16 protein-coding genes and 1 tRNA gene are annotated in these 15,756 nt (G+C 70.2%); 9 read left to right on the forward strand and 8 right to left on the reverse strand.

Annotation, left to right across the window (positions count from 1 at the left end):
- The first annotated feature begins 33 nt into the window (after positions 1-33).
- Positions 34-822: an oxygenase MpaB family protein gene (locus QSK25_RS34665; protein ID WP_285644615.1), complete on the forward strand. Its 789-nt coding sequence runs from the start codon at positions 34-36 to the stop codon at positions 820-822.
- Here the strand turns inward: QSK25_RS34665 and QSK25_RS34670 are convergent.
- The 4 genes from QSK25_RS34670 to QSK25_RS34685 are packed head-to-tail and all read right to left on the reverse strand — an operon-like array spanning position 797 to position 6,199.
- A complete protein-coding gene (locus QSK25_RS34670; RefSeq protein ID WP_285644616.1) occupies positions 797-2,185 on the reverse strand; it encodes an aminobutyraldehyde dehydrogenase in 1,389 nt (462 codons plus the stop codon). The two genes, QSK25_RS34665 and QSK25_RS34670, sit on opposite strands and share 26 nt — an antisense overlap.
- Complete coding sequence (locus tag QSK25_RS34675) at positions 2,182-3,846, reverse strand: thiamine pyrophosphate-binding protein (RefSeq protein WP_285644617.1); 1,665 nt, start codon at positions 3,844-3,846, stop codon at positions 2,182-2,184. Before QSK25_RS34675 ends, QSK25_RS34670 begins: the two co-directional genes overlap by 4 nt.
- The gene (gene speB / locus QSK25_RS34680) at positions 3,843-4,781 is read right to left on the reverse strand and encodes an agmatinase (RefSeq protein WP_285644618.1); all 939 of its coding nucleotides are present in this window, start codon (positions 4,779-4,781) and stop codon (positions 3,843-3,845) included. The genes QSK25_RS34675 and speB overlap by 4 nt, the downstream gene beginning before the upstream one ends.
- Complete coding sequence (locus QSK25_RS34685) at positions 4,778-6,199, reverse strand: sodium:solute symporter family protein (RefSeq protein WP_285644620.1); 1,422 nt, start codon at positions 6,197-6,199, stop codon at positions 4,778-4,780. The genes speB and QSK25_RS34685 overlap by 4 nt, the downstream gene beginning before the upstream one ends.
- An 88-nt stretch (positions 6,200-6,287) precedes the next feature.
- Between QSK25_RS34685 and QSK25_RS34690 the strand changes: the two genes are divergently transcribed.
- From QSK25_RS34690 to QSK25_RS34720, 7 genes are all read left to right on the forward strand, one after another.
- Positions 6,288-7,643, forward strand: coding sequence for a PucR family transcriptional regulator (locus tag QSK25_RS34690; RefSeq protein WP_285644622.1), 1,356 nt, complete (start codon positions 6,288-6,290; stop codon positions 7,641-7,643).
- Positions 7,644-7,786: 143 nt separating this feature from the next.
- A tRNA-Glu gene (locus QSK25_RS34695) sits at positions 7,787-7,858 on the forward strand.
- Between the two features lie 119 nt (positions 7,859-7,977).
- Positions 7,978-8,640, forward strand: coding sequence for an SAM-dependent methyltransferase (locus QSK25_RS34700; RefSeq protein WP_285644623.1), 663 nt, complete (start codon positions 7,978-7,980; stop codon positions 8,638-8,640).
- Between the two features lie 64 nt (positions 8,641-8,704).
- The gene (locus tag QSK25_RS34705; RefSeq protein ID WP_285644624.1) at positions 8,705-9,325 is read left to right on the forward strand and encodes a DUF4383 domain-containing protein; all 621 of its coding nucleotides are present in this window, start codon (positions 8,705-8,707) and stop codon (positions 9,323-9,325) included.
- A gap of 74 nt (positions 9,326-9,399) precedes the next feature.
- The gene (locus QSK25_RS34710; protein WP_285644625.1) at positions 9,400-10,080 is read left to right on the forward strand and encodes a M50 family metallopeptidase; all 681 of its coding nucleotides are present in this window, start codon (positions 9,400-9,402) and stop codon (positions 10,078-10,080) included.
- Positions 10,081-10,141: 61 nt separating this feature from the next.
- The gene (gene argS / locus QSK25_RS34715; RefSeq protein ID WP_285644627.1) at positions 10,142-11,875 is read left to right on the forward strand and encodes an arginine--tRNA ligase; all 1,734 of its coding nucleotides are present in this window, start codon (positions 10,142-10,144) and stop codon (positions 11,873-11,875) included.
- A 336-nt stretch (positions 11,876-12,211) separates the two neighbouring features.
- On the forward strand, positions 12,212-12,529 hold the full coding sequence (locus tag QSK25_RS34720; RefSeq protein WP_285644628.1) for a WhiB family transcriptional regulator: 318 nt from the start codon (positions 12,212-12,214) through the stop codon (positions 12,527-12,529).
- Here QSK25_RS34720 and QSK25_RS34725 read toward each other — a convergent pair.
- Both QSK25_RS34725 and QSK25_RS34730 read right to left on the reverse strand, forming a co-directional pair.
- On the reverse strand, positions 12,502-13,233 hold the full coding sequence (locus QSK25_RS34725) for a SigB/SigF/SigG family RNA polymerase sigma factor (protein ID WP_502881924.1): 732 nt from the start codon (positions 13,231-13,233) through the stop codon (positions 12,502-12,504). The two genes, QSK25_RS34720 and QSK25_RS34725, sit on opposite strands and share 28 nt — an antisense overlap.
- Before the next feature lie 98 nt (positions 13,234-13,331).
- Positions 13,332-13,730: an ATP-binding protein gene (locus QSK25_RS34730; protein ID WP_285644629.1), complete on the reverse strand. Its 399-nt coding sequence runs from the start codon at positions 13,728-13,730 to the stop codon at positions 13,332-13,334.
- Between the two features lie 150 nt (positions 13,731-13,880).
- Between QSK25_RS34730 and QSK25_RS34735 the strand changes: the two genes are divergently transcribed.
- On the forward strand, positions 13,881-14,576 hold the full coding sequence (locus tag QSK25_RS34735) for an ATP-binding protein (RefSeq protein ID WP_285644630.1): 696 nt from the start codon (positions 13,881-13,883) through the stop codon (positions 14,574-14,576).
- On the opposite strand, the gene QSK25_RS34740 is transcribed toward QSK25_RS34735, so the two are convergent.
- Positions 14,539-14,895 carry an STAS domain-containing protein gene (locus QSK25_RS34740; protein WP_285644632.1) on the reverse strand — a complete coding sequence of 119 codons (357 nt, stop codon included), beginning with the start codon at positions 14,893-14,895 and terminating at the stop codon, positions 14,539-14,541. The two genes, QSK25_RS34735 and QSK25_RS34740, sit on opposite strands and share 38 nt — an antisense overlap.
- A gap of 142 nt (positions 14,896-15,037) precedes the next feature.
- Entirely contained in the window at positions 15,038-15,709 is a 672-nt protein-coding gene (locus tag QSK25_RS34745) for an ANTAR domain-containing protein (RefSeq protein WP_285644634.1), read from the reverse strand.
- Between the last annotated feature and the right edge of the window lie 47 nt (positions 15,710-15,756).

The following is a 15,756-nucleotide window of genomic DNA, read 5'->3' on the forward strand; positions in this document are numbered from 1 at the left end:
GCACGCCCCCGGTCGTTCGGAATGATCATGGGCGTGACGCTGGGACCTGAGTCGGTGACGTGGCGGCTCGGCTGGTACACCCGGTTCGAGCTGGTGGTGCTGGGCCGCGCGGTGCTCATGCAGGTCGCGCACCCGGTCATCGCGGCCGCCGTGCGCGACAGCTACCGCGCGGACCCGTTCCGGCGGCTGACGAGGACGATCACGTCGTCGCAGCTGCGGCTGTTCGGCGGTGAGCTGGCCGGGGAGGAGTCGGACCGGCTGCTGCGCTCGCACGCGTCGATCCCCGGCGCGGACGAGGAGCTGTTCCGCTGGGTGCACGCCACGAGTTTCGACTCGCTGCTCACCGCGTACCGGTTGCTGCGGCCCAGGATGCCCGCGATCCGCGAAGAACGGCTCTACCGCGAGTGGCGGGAAACGGGACGGTCGCTCGGCATCCGGACGATGCCGAGCGACCTCACGGCGTTGCGGTGCTACGTCGACGACGTGATCGCCACGCAGCTCATGCCGACCGACGGCGTGGACGGGCTGCTGGAGGCGTTCGAGCTGCGGACCGGCAAGGCACCGGGCGCGGAGCACGTGCCCAGCGCCCTGTGGCCGTTGGTGCGACCCGTTGCGGCGCAGGTGTTGCCGGACTTCGCCGTCGGGACGCTGCCGGAGGCGTTGCGGGACAAGCTCGGTCTGGAGTGGGCGGATCGGGACGACCGCAGGCTGCGCCGGTGGATCCGGGCCATCCGGGTGGTTTCCGCGGTCGTCCCGGCGAGCCTGCTGCACTACCCGATGCCGTACCGGGCGATGCTCAGTGCGCGATCATCACGTGCTTGACGCGCGTGTAGTCCTCCAGGCCGTGCATCGACAGGTCCTTGCCGTAGCCCGACGCACCGAAACCGCCGTGCGGCATCTCGGACGCGACCGCGCCGTGCGTGTTGACCCAGACGATGCCGAAGTCGAGCCGTGCCGTCAGCGCGGCCACCCGGCTGGTGTCGCGGGTCCAGATCGACGACGCGAGTCCTTGCGGCACACCGTTGGCGAGCGCGATCGCCTCGTCGTCGTCCGCGAACGCCTGCACGGTGATCAACGGCGCGAACGCCTCCTCCTGCACCAGCTCGTCGTCCTGGTGCAGGCCTGAGATCACGGTGGGCTCCAGGAAGAACCCTTCGCCGCCGTGCCGCTTGCCTCCACAGTGGACGGTGGCGGACGACCGGGACAGCAGCCCCAGCACGCGGTCCAGCTGGGCCTGACTGTTGAGCGGGCCGAAGTCCGTGCCGGGCACCGCCGCGGACGCCGTCTTCACCAGTGCGGCGACGAACTCGTCGTGGACCGCCGAATGCACCAGCACGCGGCTCGCGGCCGTGCAGTCCTGGCCCGCGTTGTAGAAGGCGGCGCCGACGATGCCCTCCGCCGCCTTGGCCACGTCCACGTCGTCGAACACCAGCACCGGCGCGTTGCCACCGAGTTCGAGGTGCGTGCGCTTCACCGTCGCGGCGGCACCGCGCGCCACCTCGACCCCGGCGCGCGTCGACCCGGTCAGCGACACCATCGCGGGCACCGGGTGTTCGACCAGGAGTCGTCCGGTGTCGCGGTCGCCCAGCACGACGTTGAAGACACCGGCGGGCAGCACCCGGGACGCCAGTTCGGCGAGCAGCACCGTGGACGACGGCGTGGTGTCGGCGGGCTTGAGCACCACGGTGTTGCCCGCGGCCAGCGCCGGCGCGATCTTCCACACGGCCATCATCAGCGGGTAGTTCCACGGCGTGATCTGCGCGATCACCCCTACGGCCTCCCGGCGCTGGTACGAGGTGTGGCCCGGGAGGTACTCGCCGGCGGCGGCCGTGCCGAGCGCGCGGGCGGCCCCGGCGAAGAACCGGATCTGGTCCACGCACTGCGGGATCTCCTCGTCCAGCAGCACCGACCGGATCTTGCCGGTCTCGCGCACCTCGGCGTCCGCGACCTGCTCGGCGTTCGCCTCCAGCAGGTCGGCGAGCTTCAGCAACGCCTGCTGGCGTTCACCCGGTGTGGTGCGCGACCACCGCGGAAACGCTTGCGCGGCAGCCTGGACGGCGGCGTCGACCTCGGCGGCGCGCGAGACGACGGTGCGGCCGAACTCCTCGCCGGTCGCGGGGTCGACGAGCGGGGAGGTCTCGCCGGCACCGGTGGAGGTGCCGTTGACGAAGTTCGCGACGATCACGTGTGCTCCAGGTGCGTGGGGGCGAACATGCGCAACACCGCGGGCAGCACGACGACGTGCGGGCCGTCCCCGGCGAACGCCTTGATCAGATCTTCGCGCAACGACTCGGGGGTGCTGCGGGTGGCGGGCACCCCGAACGCCCGCGCCAGCGCGACGAAGTCGGGCCGCGCCAGTTCGGTGCCGGTGGCCTGCCCGAACGCGTCGGTCATGTACTCGCGCAGGATGCCGTAGCCGCCGTCGTCGACGATCAGCCACACCACCCGCGACCCGTGCTGCGCGGCCGCCGCGAGCTCGGAGATCCCGTACATCGCGCCGCCGTCGCCGGACACCGCGAGCACCGGCCCGTCCGTCGCGGCGGCGACCCCGAGGGCGGCGGGGAACCCGTACCCGAGCCCGCCCGCGCCCTGTCCCGAGAACTGCGCGCCACCGCGCGGGTCCCACGCCGACCAGGCCCAGTAGGCGAGGATCGTCATGTCCCAGCAGGTCGGCGTGCCGTCCGGAACGGCCTCGCGCACGGCGTCGAGGACCTGCCGCTCCAGGTCGAGGTGCTGCGCCGCCAGCCGTTCCCGGACGCTCGCGAGCAGCCCGAGCACCCGTTCCTCGGCGAGCCCGTCCGCCGGTGTCGCGGTGGTCGCCGTGATCAGCGCGCGCAGGGCGTGCCGGGCGTCGGCGTGGATGCCGAGCGCGGGGTAGTTGGACTCCAGCTTGCCGAGGTCCGCCTCGATCTGGACCACCGCGCCGCGCGGCCGGAACGTCCGGTAGTTGCTCGACAGCTCACCCAGCCCCGACCCGACGACCAGCAGCACGTCCGCGTCCGCGAGGAACTCCGTGGTATGCCTGTCTTCCAGCCACGACCGCGCCGACAGCGGGTGGTCCCACGGGAAGTTCCCCTTGCCGCCGAACGTGGTCACGACCGGCGCGCGCAGCTTCTCGGCCAGTTCCAGCAGTTCGTCCCGGGCGTGCAGGGCGCCGCCACCGGCGAGGATCACCGGCCGTTCCGCGCCGTCGAGGAGCATCGCCGCCTCCTCGACCAGTTCGGTGCGCGGGTGCAGTGCGCGCGGCGACCACGACACCGACGTCACGGGCGGGACGCCCGCGGGGCCGAGCAGCACGTCCTGCGGGACCTCGACCCACACCGGCCCGAACGGCGCGGTGAGGGCGATCTCCCACGCCTCGGCCAGCGCCGAGGGGATCTGCGACGCGTGCCGCACCACCCGTGCGTGCTTCACGACGTCGCGGAACGAGGCCAGCTGGTCGGTCAGCTCGTGCAGGTAGCCGCCTCGCACACCACCCAGGCCCGCCGAGGGGATCTGGGAGGAGATGCCCAGCACCGGTGCCGAGGCAGCGGCTGACTCCTGAAGTCCCGCCAGCGTTTGGAGCGCACCCGGCCCGGTGGAGACCAGCAGCGGCGTCACCTCGCCGGTGATCCGGGCGTGGCCGTCGGCGGCGAAGGCGGCGTTGACCTCGGTGCGCGAGCCGACGTAGCGCAGGCCGGAACGGCGCAGCGCGTCGAAGAGGCCCAGCGCGTGCTGACCGGGGATGCCGAACACGGTGTGCGCGCCGAGGGCTTCGAGGGTCTCGACGACGACGTCGCCGCCGTTGCGCTCGCTCACGCCTTCTTCGCCGGCCGCCTCACCGAGGCCGCCACCCGTCGCGTTCACTTCCCCTCCTTCGCAGCCAGCAGGCTCACCAGGTCGTAGGCCAGGTGCGACGCCGCCACCGACGTGATGTCCGCGTGGTCGTAGGCCGGCGCCACCTCCACCACGTCCGCGCCCACCAGGTTCAGCCCGCGCAAGCCGCGCACGATCTCCAGCAGCTCCCGCGACGTCATCCCGCCCGCCTCGGGCGTCCCGGTGCCGGGCGCGTGCGCCGGGTCCAGCACGTCGATGTCGATCGACACGTACAGCGGCCGGTCGCCGATCCGCTGCCGCAGCGCGTCCACCGTCTCGTCCACCCCGCGCCGCAGCACGTCCGACGACGTGACGATGCCGAACCCGAGTCGCCGGTCGTCCTCCAGGTCCTTCTTGCCGTACAACGGCCCGCGCGTGCCGACGTGCGAGAGCGCTTCCGTGTCGAGGACGCCGTCCTCGACCGCACGGCGGAACGGGGTGCCGTGCGTGTAGGGCTCGCCGAAGTAGGTGTCCCACGTGTCGAGGTGCGCGTCGAAGTGCAGCAGCGCCACCGGTCCGTGGACGCGCGACACCGCCCGCAGCAACGGCAGTGCGATGGTGTGGTCGCCGCCGATCGTGACGAGCTTGGTGCCGTCGGCCTGCAGATCGGTGGCCGCGCCCTCGATCGTCTCGATGGCCTCGCCGATGTGGAACGGGTTGACCGCGATGTCGCCCGCGTCCACGACCTGCACGCGTTCGAACGGGGACACGTCCAGGCCGGGGTGGTACGGGCGCAGCAACCGGGACGCCTGCCGCACGGCCGAGGGCGCGAACCGCGCGCCCGGCCGGTACGAGACGCCGGTGTCGAACGGGACTCCCACCACCGCGACGTCCGCGTGCGCCACCTGGTCGAGGCGCGGCAGCCGGGCGAAGGTCGCCGGGCCCGCGTAGCGCGGGACCTCCCGGGAGTCGACGGGGCCGATCATGCGTTCACCAGTTCCTCTTCTTCATCGGACTTACCCGCCACCCTGCGGCCCCAGCGGGCGAGCACCGCCGGGTCGGTCGCGGGGGTGGCCAGGCTGACGATCACGTACGTGACGAGCGACGCGCCCAGGCTGTAGTAGATGGGCGAGTCGGCGAGCACACCGTCGATCACCATGAACGTGATCGACGTCAGAGCACCGACGGCCATCGACACCATCGCACCGATCCGCGTGCCGCGCTGCCACACCAGACCGCCGATGATCGCCACCAGCAGGCCGCCGACCAGGATGTTGTAGGCGACGGTCAGCGCCGCCACGACGTCGTTGAGGATGACCGCGATGATGATCGCGATGACGCCGAGCACGAGCGTGAACACCCGGTTGGAGTGGACGTCGGTCTTGCGCCGCCAGATGTCGTTGGCGGCCACCGTCGAACATGCGATCAACGCACCGGACGATGTGGACATCATCGCCGCCAATGCCGCAGCGAGCACCAGCCCGCGCACACCGGTCGGCAGCAGGTTCTCGACCATCGTGGCGAAAACGTCGTCCTTGTTGGCGATGTCCGGGTACAACGCCCTGCCGGCCGTGCCGATCAACGCGCCCGCGACGGCGTAGACGAGGCAGTACAACCCGGACGTGATGCCACCCCAGGTCGCGACCTCCGGAGACTTGGCGGTGAACACGCGCTGCCAGATGTCCTGTCCGATGAGCAGACCGAACACGTAGATCAGCAGATACGTGATGATCGTGCCGGTGCCGATGTTGCCGATCTCGAACATCGCCGGATCATCGAGCCGTCGCTGGATCCCGTCGAACCCGCCCGCGGCGAAGATGCTGATCGGGAGCAGCAGGAACAGGATGCCGATCGTCTTGATCACGAACTGGACGATGTCGGTCAGCGTGATCGACCACATGCCGCCGAGCACGCTGTACAGCACCACGATGCCGCCACCGATGATCACGCCGAGGGTCTTCGGGAGTCCGAAGAGGACGTTGAAGATGGTCGAGTAGGCGATCGTCGACGTGACGGTCAGCATCAACGTGTACGCCCACATGACCGCGCCGGAGATCAACGACGAGTTGCCGCCGTACCGGAGGTCGAGCATCTGGCTGACCGTGTAGACCTTCAACTTGACGATCCGGCGCGCGAAGAGCGCGCTGAGCAACAGGATGCCGAGCCCGATCGCGAACACCATCCACGCGCCGGAGACGCCGTACCGGTAGCCGAGCCCGACGCCGCCGATGGTCGACGCGCCCCCGAGCACGACCGCCGACATGGTCCCCGAGTACATCGCGAACCCGAGCCGCCGCCCGGCGACCAGGTACTCGCTCTTGCTGGTGGCGCGGCGCATGCCCCACCAGCCCATGCCGATCATGCCGAGCACGTAGGCGGCGATCACCGCGTAGTCGAGAGCCACTGCCGACCTCCTTGGGGTTGCAGGTCACAGTAGGAACGGGGACTGGCGCCGGTAAGTGGTCGTTCTGCACAATCCTGGGCTTGTGGTTGTGCACACCGTCCCACTGCGGGACCTCGTCGCGCGAGCGGACCTGGGCCTGACCGTCCTTTGTGGCGCCGACGCCCTCGACCGCCCGGTCCGCTGGGCGCACGTGTCCGAACTGGAGGACCCGACCCCGTACCTGGTCGGCGAGGAACTCCTGCTCACGGCGGGCGTGCGCTTCCCGTCCGACGTGCCCGCCTACGTGGCGGGCCTGGTGTCCTCCGGTGCGTCGGCGATCGGCTTCGGCGTGGAACCGGAGTTCCCGACGGCCCCGTCGTCACTGGTGGAAGCCTGCGCCGCCCAGGGCATGCCACTGCTGGAGGTGCCGCCGTCGACCCCCTTCCTGGCCGTCTCGCAGGCGCTGGGCGCCCTGCTCGCGGAGATCGCCGTGCGCGAGCAACGCCTGCTCGCCGACAGCCAGCGCGCCCTGACCAGGGCGGCCACCCGAGTCCGTCCCGTCGAGTCGGTCCTGACCACCCTGGCCGTGGTGCTGAACTGCCGCGCCGACCTCGTCGACCCCGCCACCGCGCCGTCCGACGTGGCGTCGCTGGCCAACCGCGTCGCGTCCGGCCGCGGCCCCCGTTCGGCCTCGACCCAGGCGGGCGAGGACCACGTCACCCTCGACCCGGTGGGGTCCGCGGTGCTCGTCGTGCGCCGCCCGGCGCCCCTTTCCGCGGCCGAACGGGCCGTGGTCGCGGTGGCGCTGGCACTGCTCGGCCTGCTGCACCGCGACCTGGAGAGCGAACGCGGCCAGACCGCCCGGCTGGCGGCGTCGGCGTTGCTGCGGCAGGAGGTCTCCGGACTTGAGGGGGTGACCGGACCTGGCCCCCATCGAGTGGTGGCGGGGGAGTCGCGCGCGGACTACGACGTGCTGGCGCAGCGGTACGGGCCGCTGGTGACCAAGGAGGGGGAGGGGTTCCTGGCGCTGGTCGGGGCGGGCGTGGAGGTGTCGGGGCCGGTAGGAGTCGCACCGGTGACCGACTCGACCGCCGCCGCACAGGCCCTGACCCGAGCCGCCGTCGAAGCCGCTGCCTCCGAAGCCGCCGCCCTCCTGCCGAGGGCCCTGGCCACCGGCGAGCCCGCCCACCCCGCCTCCGACCTGGCCTCCCTCGTCGACCCCGGCACGGCCCGCGCGTTCGCCCGCCGCGAGCTCGCACCCCTCCTCGGCCGTCCCGACCTCCTCGACACCCTGAGGGCCTGGCTCGGCCAGCACGGCAGCTGGGACCGGGCCGCGAGCGTGCTGAAAGTGCACCGCAACAGCGTTCGGCACCGAATTTCTCACGCCGAGCGGCTCCTCGGTCATGATCTTGGGACGGCCGACGCGCGGGCCAGGCTGTGGCTCGCGCTCACCTGGCTCGATTAATTGCTTTGCGCGAGGTGTGCGCGGCGCGTCATCATTGTTCCATGATTCAAGCTGACGAATGGGCCGGAGCGCCCTCCAAGCTCTGACCAGCAGGTTCACATTCTCCTATTGTTTGCGAGCATTTTGTATCAATGCTCGTGTTTGGCGTGTTCGTCTAGTGGTCAGGACGCTGGACTCTCAATCCGGAAACACGGGTTCGATCCCCGTACGCGCTACGTGGCCCGGTCTTCGTGGGGTGGGCCGGGCCCTCCCGCACGGTGGTCCATGTCAGACGGACCCAAAGAATCTTCGAAAACTTCGCCCGAATGGTCTAGGCGCCAGTTACGCTCTGCGAATGGCTGCGGTCCCCGCCTTCGCACGCTACGAGGTCGACGTACGTCGGCCGAACGCCGCACGGATCCATGACTTCTATCTCGGTGGCGCGCACAACTACGCCGCCGACCGCGCGTTCGCCAAACAGGCCGTGCGGATCGATCCGGAGCTGCCGCTCGTGACCCGGGCGCAGCGCACGTTCCTCCGCCACGCCGTCCGCCACTGCTGGGCGTCCGGCGTGCGCCAGTTCCTCGACCTCGGCTCGGGCATCCCGACGTGCGGTGCCACGCACCAGACGCTGCCCGACGCGCGGGTGGTCTACGTGGACTCCGACCCGGTGACGGTCGCGTTCTCCCGTGGACTGCTGCGCGGCGAACCGCGCGCCTGCGCCGTGGAGGCCGATCTGCGCCGTCCCGACCAAGTGCTCCGGCATCCGGGCGTGCTGTCGCATCTGGACCTGCGCGAGCCGTACGCCGTGCTGATGGTCGACGTCCTCAGGTACGTCGACGACGTCACGGGTCCCGGCCGGGTCGTCAGGCGCTACCGGCACGCGCTGCCCGCGGGCGGGTTCCTCGTCGTGTCGCATCCGCAGCCGGTCGAGCAGTTGATGGAGGGCCTGCAGATCGAAGCGCCGGCCGTCGTGCCGGGCGCGTACGCCGGTATCGGGCGCAAGGCCAGCGGCTGAGACGTTTGGTCCCTGTGAAGCGGGGGTAGCCCGCCGGGCACGGAAACGGAGCCTGGAGGGCGACATGACCCACCGCATCAAGGTCGCCGGTCTGCAGCCGGTGCAGGTGCTGGCCGGACTGGCCGGCATCGCGTTCATCGTGTTCGGCGTCGTGGGCTTCACCCGCACAGGGGTCGGCGACTGGGCCGCCCAGTCGTTCGTGCTCGGGTTCTCGGTGAACCCGCTGCACAACCTCGTGATGGTGGCCGTCGGCGTGCTCGGCGTGCTCACGGCACTCGGTTCGGGACTCTCCCGGATGTACGGCTGGTTGCTGTTCGCGGGCTTCGGCGCGCTCTTCGTGTGGGACCTGATGATCACGGGGATCCTCGCCCAGAACCCGGCGCAGGAGTACGGCAACCCGCTGGCCGTCAACGCCAACGACAACTGGCTGCACCTCGGCCTGGCCCTGTTCGGCCTGCTGCTCGCGGTCATGCCCGCGCGCCGCAAGCTGGTCGAGGACGAGGTCCCGGTCGTGCCGGAACCGCGGTCGGAGGCGTTCCGCGACGAGCCGGACACCGTCACGCCGCCCGCGAACAACGCCATCACCGAGCCGCTCCCGATGCACCACCGGGAGCCGGTCACGCAGGAGCAGGCGGTCGTCGACCCGAAGACCGAACGCGTGGGCAAGGACAAGATCAAGCACTAGCACCCCTGTCCGGACGCAGACACGCCGTGAGAGCCCACATGCGGCTCTCACGGCGCGTCTGTTTCGATGTCGCGATGCCTGACGAGTTGCTGACCCGGGAAGTGCTGATCACGTGGGGGACGGCGGCCGCCGCGTTCCTGGCCGTCGCGCTGCACGGGATCTGGCGGGTCACCCGCAACGTCATCACCATCGCCCACGAGGGCGGTCACGCCCTGCTGGCCGTGCTGACCGGACGGCGCCTCAGCGGCATCAAGCTGCACTCGGACACCTCCGGCCTCACCGTCTCGCGCGGCAAGCCCCGCGGCCCCGGCATGGTGCTCACCGCCCTCGCCGGTTACATCGCCCCGTCGTTGCTCGGCTTCGGCGCGGCCGTGCTCATCACCAACGAGAAGATCCAGCTGATGCTCTGGATCAGCATCGGGTTCCTCGCCGCCATGCTGATCATGATCCGCAACGTCTTCGGCGTGCTGTCCATCATCATCACCGGCGGCATCTTCTTCTTCGTCTCCTTCTACGCCTCCCTGGAGGTCCGGGACGCGGCCGCGTACGTCTTCGCGTGGTTCCTGTTGCTCGGAGGCGTGCGGCCGGTGTGGGAGCTCCAGGTCAAGCGGTGGCGCCGGCAGGCCCCGAAGTCCGACGCGGACCAGCTCGCGTGGCTCACCGGGGTGCCCGCGCTGGGCTGGGTGACGTTCTTCGGCCTGGTGAGCCTGGCCTCACTGGTGGGCGGGGGAGCGCTGCTGCTCGGGCGGTGGTGAAGAACCGTTTTGCCACGGGTGAAATACTGAGGTGAACAAGCCGTGGTGAGAGGTGGGTTCAGTGCTGCGTGGGGATGTCGGGCTGGAACTGGGCCAGCGGGTCGCGCAGGCGCTGCGCGTCGCCCTGGACGTGGACATCACCGCCGAGGAAGCGCTGATCCGACCGTCCAACCGAGACGGTGCCGACTACCAGTGCAACGTCGCGATGAGCCTGGCGAAGAAGGTCGGCCGCAACCCGCGTGAGGTCGCGACGCTGATCGTCGAGCACCTCGACGCGGCCGACGCGATCGAGACGCCGGAGATCGCCGGCCCCGGCTTCATCAACCTGAAGCTCAAGCGCGAGTGGCTGGAGGCCCAGGCCGCCCGGCTGCTGGGCGACGAGCGCCTCGGCGTGCCGCGGACAGAGGAGCCGCGCCGCATCGCGATCGACTACAGCAGTCCCAACGTGGCCAAGGAGATGCACGTCGGCCACCTGCGCTCGACGATCATCGGCGACGCGTTCTGCCGCCTGCTCACGTTCGCGGGCCACGAGGTCATCCCGCACAACCACCTGGGCGACTGGGGCACCCCGTTCGGGATGCTCATCGAGCACCTGACCGACGAGGGCCGCGGCGCCGACCACGAGATCAGCGACCTCAACGCGTTCTACCAGCAGGCCCGCCAGAAGTTCGACAACGAACCGGGCTTCGCCGACCGGGCCCGCCGCCGCGTCGTCCTGCTCCAGGGCGGCGACGAGGCCACCCTGGCGCTCTGGCACGAACTCGTGGGCGAGTCCCAGCGCCACTTCAACCAGGTCTACGAGCTGCTGGAGATCGGCCTGAGCGCCGACGACAACTACGGCGAGAGCTTCTACAACCCGTACCTCGCCGACACGATCACCGAGCTCCAGGGCAAGGGCCTGATCGAGACCAGCGACGGCGCGCTCTGCGTGTTCCCGCCCGGCTTCACCAACCGCGAGGGCGACCGCCTCCCGCTGATCGTCCGCAAGAGCGACGGCGGCTACGGCTACGCCACCACGGACTTCGCGACCGTCCGCTACTGGGTCCGCGACCGCAAGGTCGACGAACTGATCTACGTCGTCGGCACCCCGCAGTCCCAGCACTTCCAGATGATCTTCGCCACCTCCAAGCAGGCGGGCTGGCTCGACGACGCCCACACCGCCGTCCACACCGGCTTCGGCACCATCCTGGGCAGCGACGGCAAGACCATCCGCACCCGCGCGGGCGGCACGATCAAACTCATCGACCTGCTCACCGAGGCCGTCGAGAACTCCTACAAGGTCATGCCCGAGTCGTCCGAAGTGGAGGGTGAGGAGAAGGACGCCCTAGCCCGCACCATCGGCCTGGGCGCCGTGAAGTACGCGGACCTCTCCAACGACCGCGAGAAGGACTACGTCTTCACCTGGGAGAAGATGCTCGCCACCACCGGCGACACCTCGGTGTACATCCAGTACGCCAACGCCCGCATCCTCTCCATCGTCCGCAAGGTGGGCCGCGAGGCCCCGCAGGACGCACCCCTGGTGCTCCAGGAACAGGCCGAACGCGACCTGGCCCTCAAGCTCCTCCAGCTCCCGACCGCCATCCAGGCGGCGATCGACGAGCTCGCGCCGCACAAGCTCACCGGCTACCTGTTCGAGACCGCCACCGCGTTCTCGACCTTCTACAACAACTGCCCGGTGGCGACGGCGGAGTCGCAGGAGCTGCAGGACTCGCGCCTGCACCTGCTCACGCTGACGTCGCGGGTGCTGACGCTGGGCCTGTCGCTGCTGGGCATCGGGGCGCCCGAAAGGCTCTGAGGCCAGGGGTTGCCGGGTCGGGTGGGGTGCGGAGCTCCGGGGCCCGAGCCTCAGGCCGTTGCCCGCCCGAGCAGGTGACCGGAAGTCCTGTGCGCCCTTCGCGAGCCCGCTTCACGTTGCTGAACCGCACGCGGGGCGCTTTCGTTCGGGCACACCGCACGAAAGCGCCCCGCGTGCGGCGAGGAAACGTGGGGTGCGCTCGAGCGAGTGGGCGGAGGGCCGCCTGCCCCAGGTGACGGGACCAGCACACTCGAACGGTGGGAACAGGTTTACCGTCCCCGACCCAGAGGTACGCAGAGATCGCAACTCTTACCCCCTAGTCGCCAGGGAGTCGCGATGACCTGCACCACCCGCCTGCCCAAGCCGGTCACCGACGTCTGGGACTGGCAGATGGACGGCCTCTGCCGGGGCGAGAACAGTGCGATCTTCTTCCACCCCGACAACGAGCGGGGCTACGCCAGGGCGGCCAGGGAGGACAGGGCCAAGGCGATCTGCGGCCACTGCCCGGTGCTGGCGCAGTGCCGCGCCCATGCCCTGGAGGCCCAGGAGCCGTACGGCGTGTGGGGCGGCATGGGCGAGGACGAACGGCGCCAGATCGTGTCAGCGGCCCGGCGCCGTGTCCGCGTTCACTCCTCCAGCACGTCCCGCAGCTGACGCAGCGTCTTCGCGAGCAATCGCGAGACGTGCATCTGGGAGATGCCGACCTTCTGCGCGATCTGCGTCTGGGTCATGTTGCCGAAGAAGCGCATGATCACGATCTTGCGTTCGCGCTCCGGCAGCTTCTCCAGCAACGGGTGCAGCGCCTCGCGCTGCTCGATCATCGCGATCTCGGGGTCTTCCTCGCCGATGGTGGACCCCAGCGAGATCGACGAGTCCTCGCTCATCAGCATGTCGTCCAAAGACGCGCTCTGGTAAGCGTTTCCGGCCGCGAGTCCTTCGTGGATCTCCTCACGCGACAGTCCCAGGTGCTCCGCCAGTTCCGACGGCGTCGGCGCGCGGCCGAGCGACTGCGACAGGCGTGAGGTGCCCGCGTTGATCGCGAGGTGCAGCTCCTTGAGCCGCCTCGGCATCCGCACCGACCAGCTGGAGTCGCGGAAGTACTTCCGCACCTCACCCATGATCGTCGGCACCGCGAACGACAGGAAGTCGCTGCCGCGCTCGGGGTCGAAGCGGTCGACGGCGTTGATCAGGCCCACGGTCGCCACCTGCACGAGGTCCTCGTGCGGTTCGCCGCGGTGCCCGAAGCGTCGCGCGATGTGCTGCGCCACGGGCAGGTGCTCGGTGACGAGTCTGTCCCGCAGCGTTTCGCGCGCCGCGCCCGCGGGAGTGGCCGCGAGTTCCGCGAAGAGCGGGGCCAGGTGGTCGTAGTCACCCGAGCGGGAGGACTTCTTCTCCTCCTGCGCGGACTCCTCCGACGTGGCCGGCTCTTCGGTCTTGGTGATCTCTTCCGATCCGGTCACGCATCCACCGCCCCTGCCGTGGACTTCACGAGGGCGATGTGCACCACGAACCCTTCGGTCTCGTCGACTCTCGTCTGCACGGAGTCGACGAGCGCCGTGAGCACGCGCCACCCGAAGCTGCCCTCGTCCGGCCCGGAGCCGGCCTTCGCGGACACCTTGGCCGAGACGTGCACGGCGCCCCTGTCGTCCACCGCGAAGTGGCAGCTGAGCACCGCGTCGTGGGCCGCGAGCGTGATCAACGTCGAGCAGGTCTCGTCCACCGCGAGCTTCAGGTCCTCGATCGAGTCGAGGTCGAAGTCCTGTCGCATGGCGATGTCCGCCGCGACCGCACGCACGATGGAGAGCTGCGTGGGATCCGCGGCCATCCGGAGCTCGACGCCTGACAGTTGAGTCACAGCCACCTCGTAGTCCGTTCTGCTGAAGGCCGGCATGTCCTGCCGTACCCGAATCGTTCTCGTCTTACACGCGCAGTCGCACGTGTAGTCGCGCCGGCCCCTGGGAAATCCTCTGCTGGAAGCAGACGAGGTTCACCCGGGAGGAGCGTTGTGCTGGTGCATCAGGACTTCCTCGCTCTCCGCTTCCCGGCGGACGCGCACGAAGTGGGCCCGGTGAGGCACCGCCTGCGCACGTGGCTGAAGGACAGCGGACTCACCGACGACGAGGCGAGCGCCCTCGTCCTCGCGGCCAGCGAGGCGATCAACAACTCCGTCGAGCACGCCTACCCCGCCGGGTCGGACGGCACCGTCGACGTGCGGGCCCGCGTGGAACCGGACGGTTCGGCCCGTGTCGACGTCACCGATCGCGGCCAGTGGCGCACACCGCCTCCCGCGCTCACGATGCGCGGCCGGGGACTCCTGCTCATGCGGGAGAGCGTGGACGAGGTCGAGTTGGCCCGCAGGGCGAGCGGTACGACCGTGCGCCTGCGCCTGACCCCCTCGGCCGGGGTGACCCCGGCGTCCGCGATCGCGCCCGAGTGCGATGTGAAGGTCCACGATTCCTCCTCGGGCGTTGTGGCGGTGGTCTGCGGCGACGTCCCGGTGGAAGCCGCTCCGTCGTTGCGCCGCACCCTCACCACGGCGGCGAGGGGCGGAACCGTGCCGCTCACCGTGGACCTCAGCGGCCTCGGCCCCGAGTGCGGCGGCGTGGAGATGGCTCTCCAGGACGTCGCGGAGGCGTTGCGGCAGGCGGGCAACCGCCTGGTCGTCAGCTCAGCGCCGAGTCCACCGACGAGTGGAGGCTGAAGACCTCACCCAGTCCGGTGGCCTCCAGCGGACGCGTCACGCTCCGCGCGGTCGCCACGACCTTCAGGGTCGCGCTCTGCTGCTGGGCGAGTTTCGCGGCCTCGACGAGGACGGCGAGCCCGGCGGAGCCGAGGAACGTCACGCCGGTCATGTCGACGACGAACACACCGCCGTCACCGAGACCGTTGACGAGCGATTCGCGCAACACGGGCGCGGACACCATGTCGACCTCACCGGACACGGCGAGGACGGTGACTCCGGGCGCCGGCTGCCGCACCTTCAGCTCGATCTGCTCCGCACGTGGGTCCTGCACAGTCACCGAAGTACTCCCTTTCACGGACAGGGAGCCGCCACGCAGCGGCCCCGACGCGGCTGCTGGCTCAACCGCTGCGGACACCACCGTACGGGAGTGGCCGCTCGACAGGACAGGTCGTGTGGTCCGTACCCGGACAACACTTGGTTCAAACGCGGATCGCGTCCCACAGTTTCCGCGCGACCCCGAACGCCTCGCCCGGCGCGGCGACCACCTCCTCGGCTCTGTCCTCCAGCGTGCCGCCGACGACCAGCACCAACGCCGTGGCCACGTCACGGAGCTTCACGTTGGCGTGCTGACTGGCTCTGACCAGCAGTTCGAACGCCTCGCCCGGCGCGCACGGACGCGCCCCCATCACGAGTCCCTTGGCCTGCTCGATGTAGCGGCGGTGCTGGACCATCCGCACCATCTGGTCGGCGCGCAGCACCTCGCCCGCGCAGAACTCGACCACCGAGGCGGCCGTCGCGACGAGCGGCTCCATCTCCTCTATCGCCTTCAGGTCCTCCAGGCGCGGCGGGTGGTCCAGGTAGACCGTGAGCACCACCGGCCCGCTGTCACCCCAGCTGCCGGGCACCGCGATCACGTGCAGACCACCGACCTCCCCCGAGGACTGCCGCTCGTCGCGGGAGGCCTCGACGAGCGGCCCCTCGCCGGCGTCCAGCTGGGCCTGGTCGAGGTCGGCCGCCACGCCGACCGAACGCAGCCGCTGAGCGCCGGGCCAGATGCTCAACCCCACCCCGGGGCAACCGTCCATTTGGGAGCACAGGTGCGTCATCAAGCGGCTGAGCAGCTCTTCTCCGTACTTCACCTGGGATTCCACGGTAAGAGGTTAGGCCGGGCAGAAGACGAGCACGAGCCGTGCGGTCA

It is taken from the genome of Lentzea sp. NBRC 102530 (assembly GCF_030269365.1).
GTDB lineage: Bacteria > Actinomycetota > Actinomycetes > Mycobacteriales > Pseudonocardiaceae > Lentzea.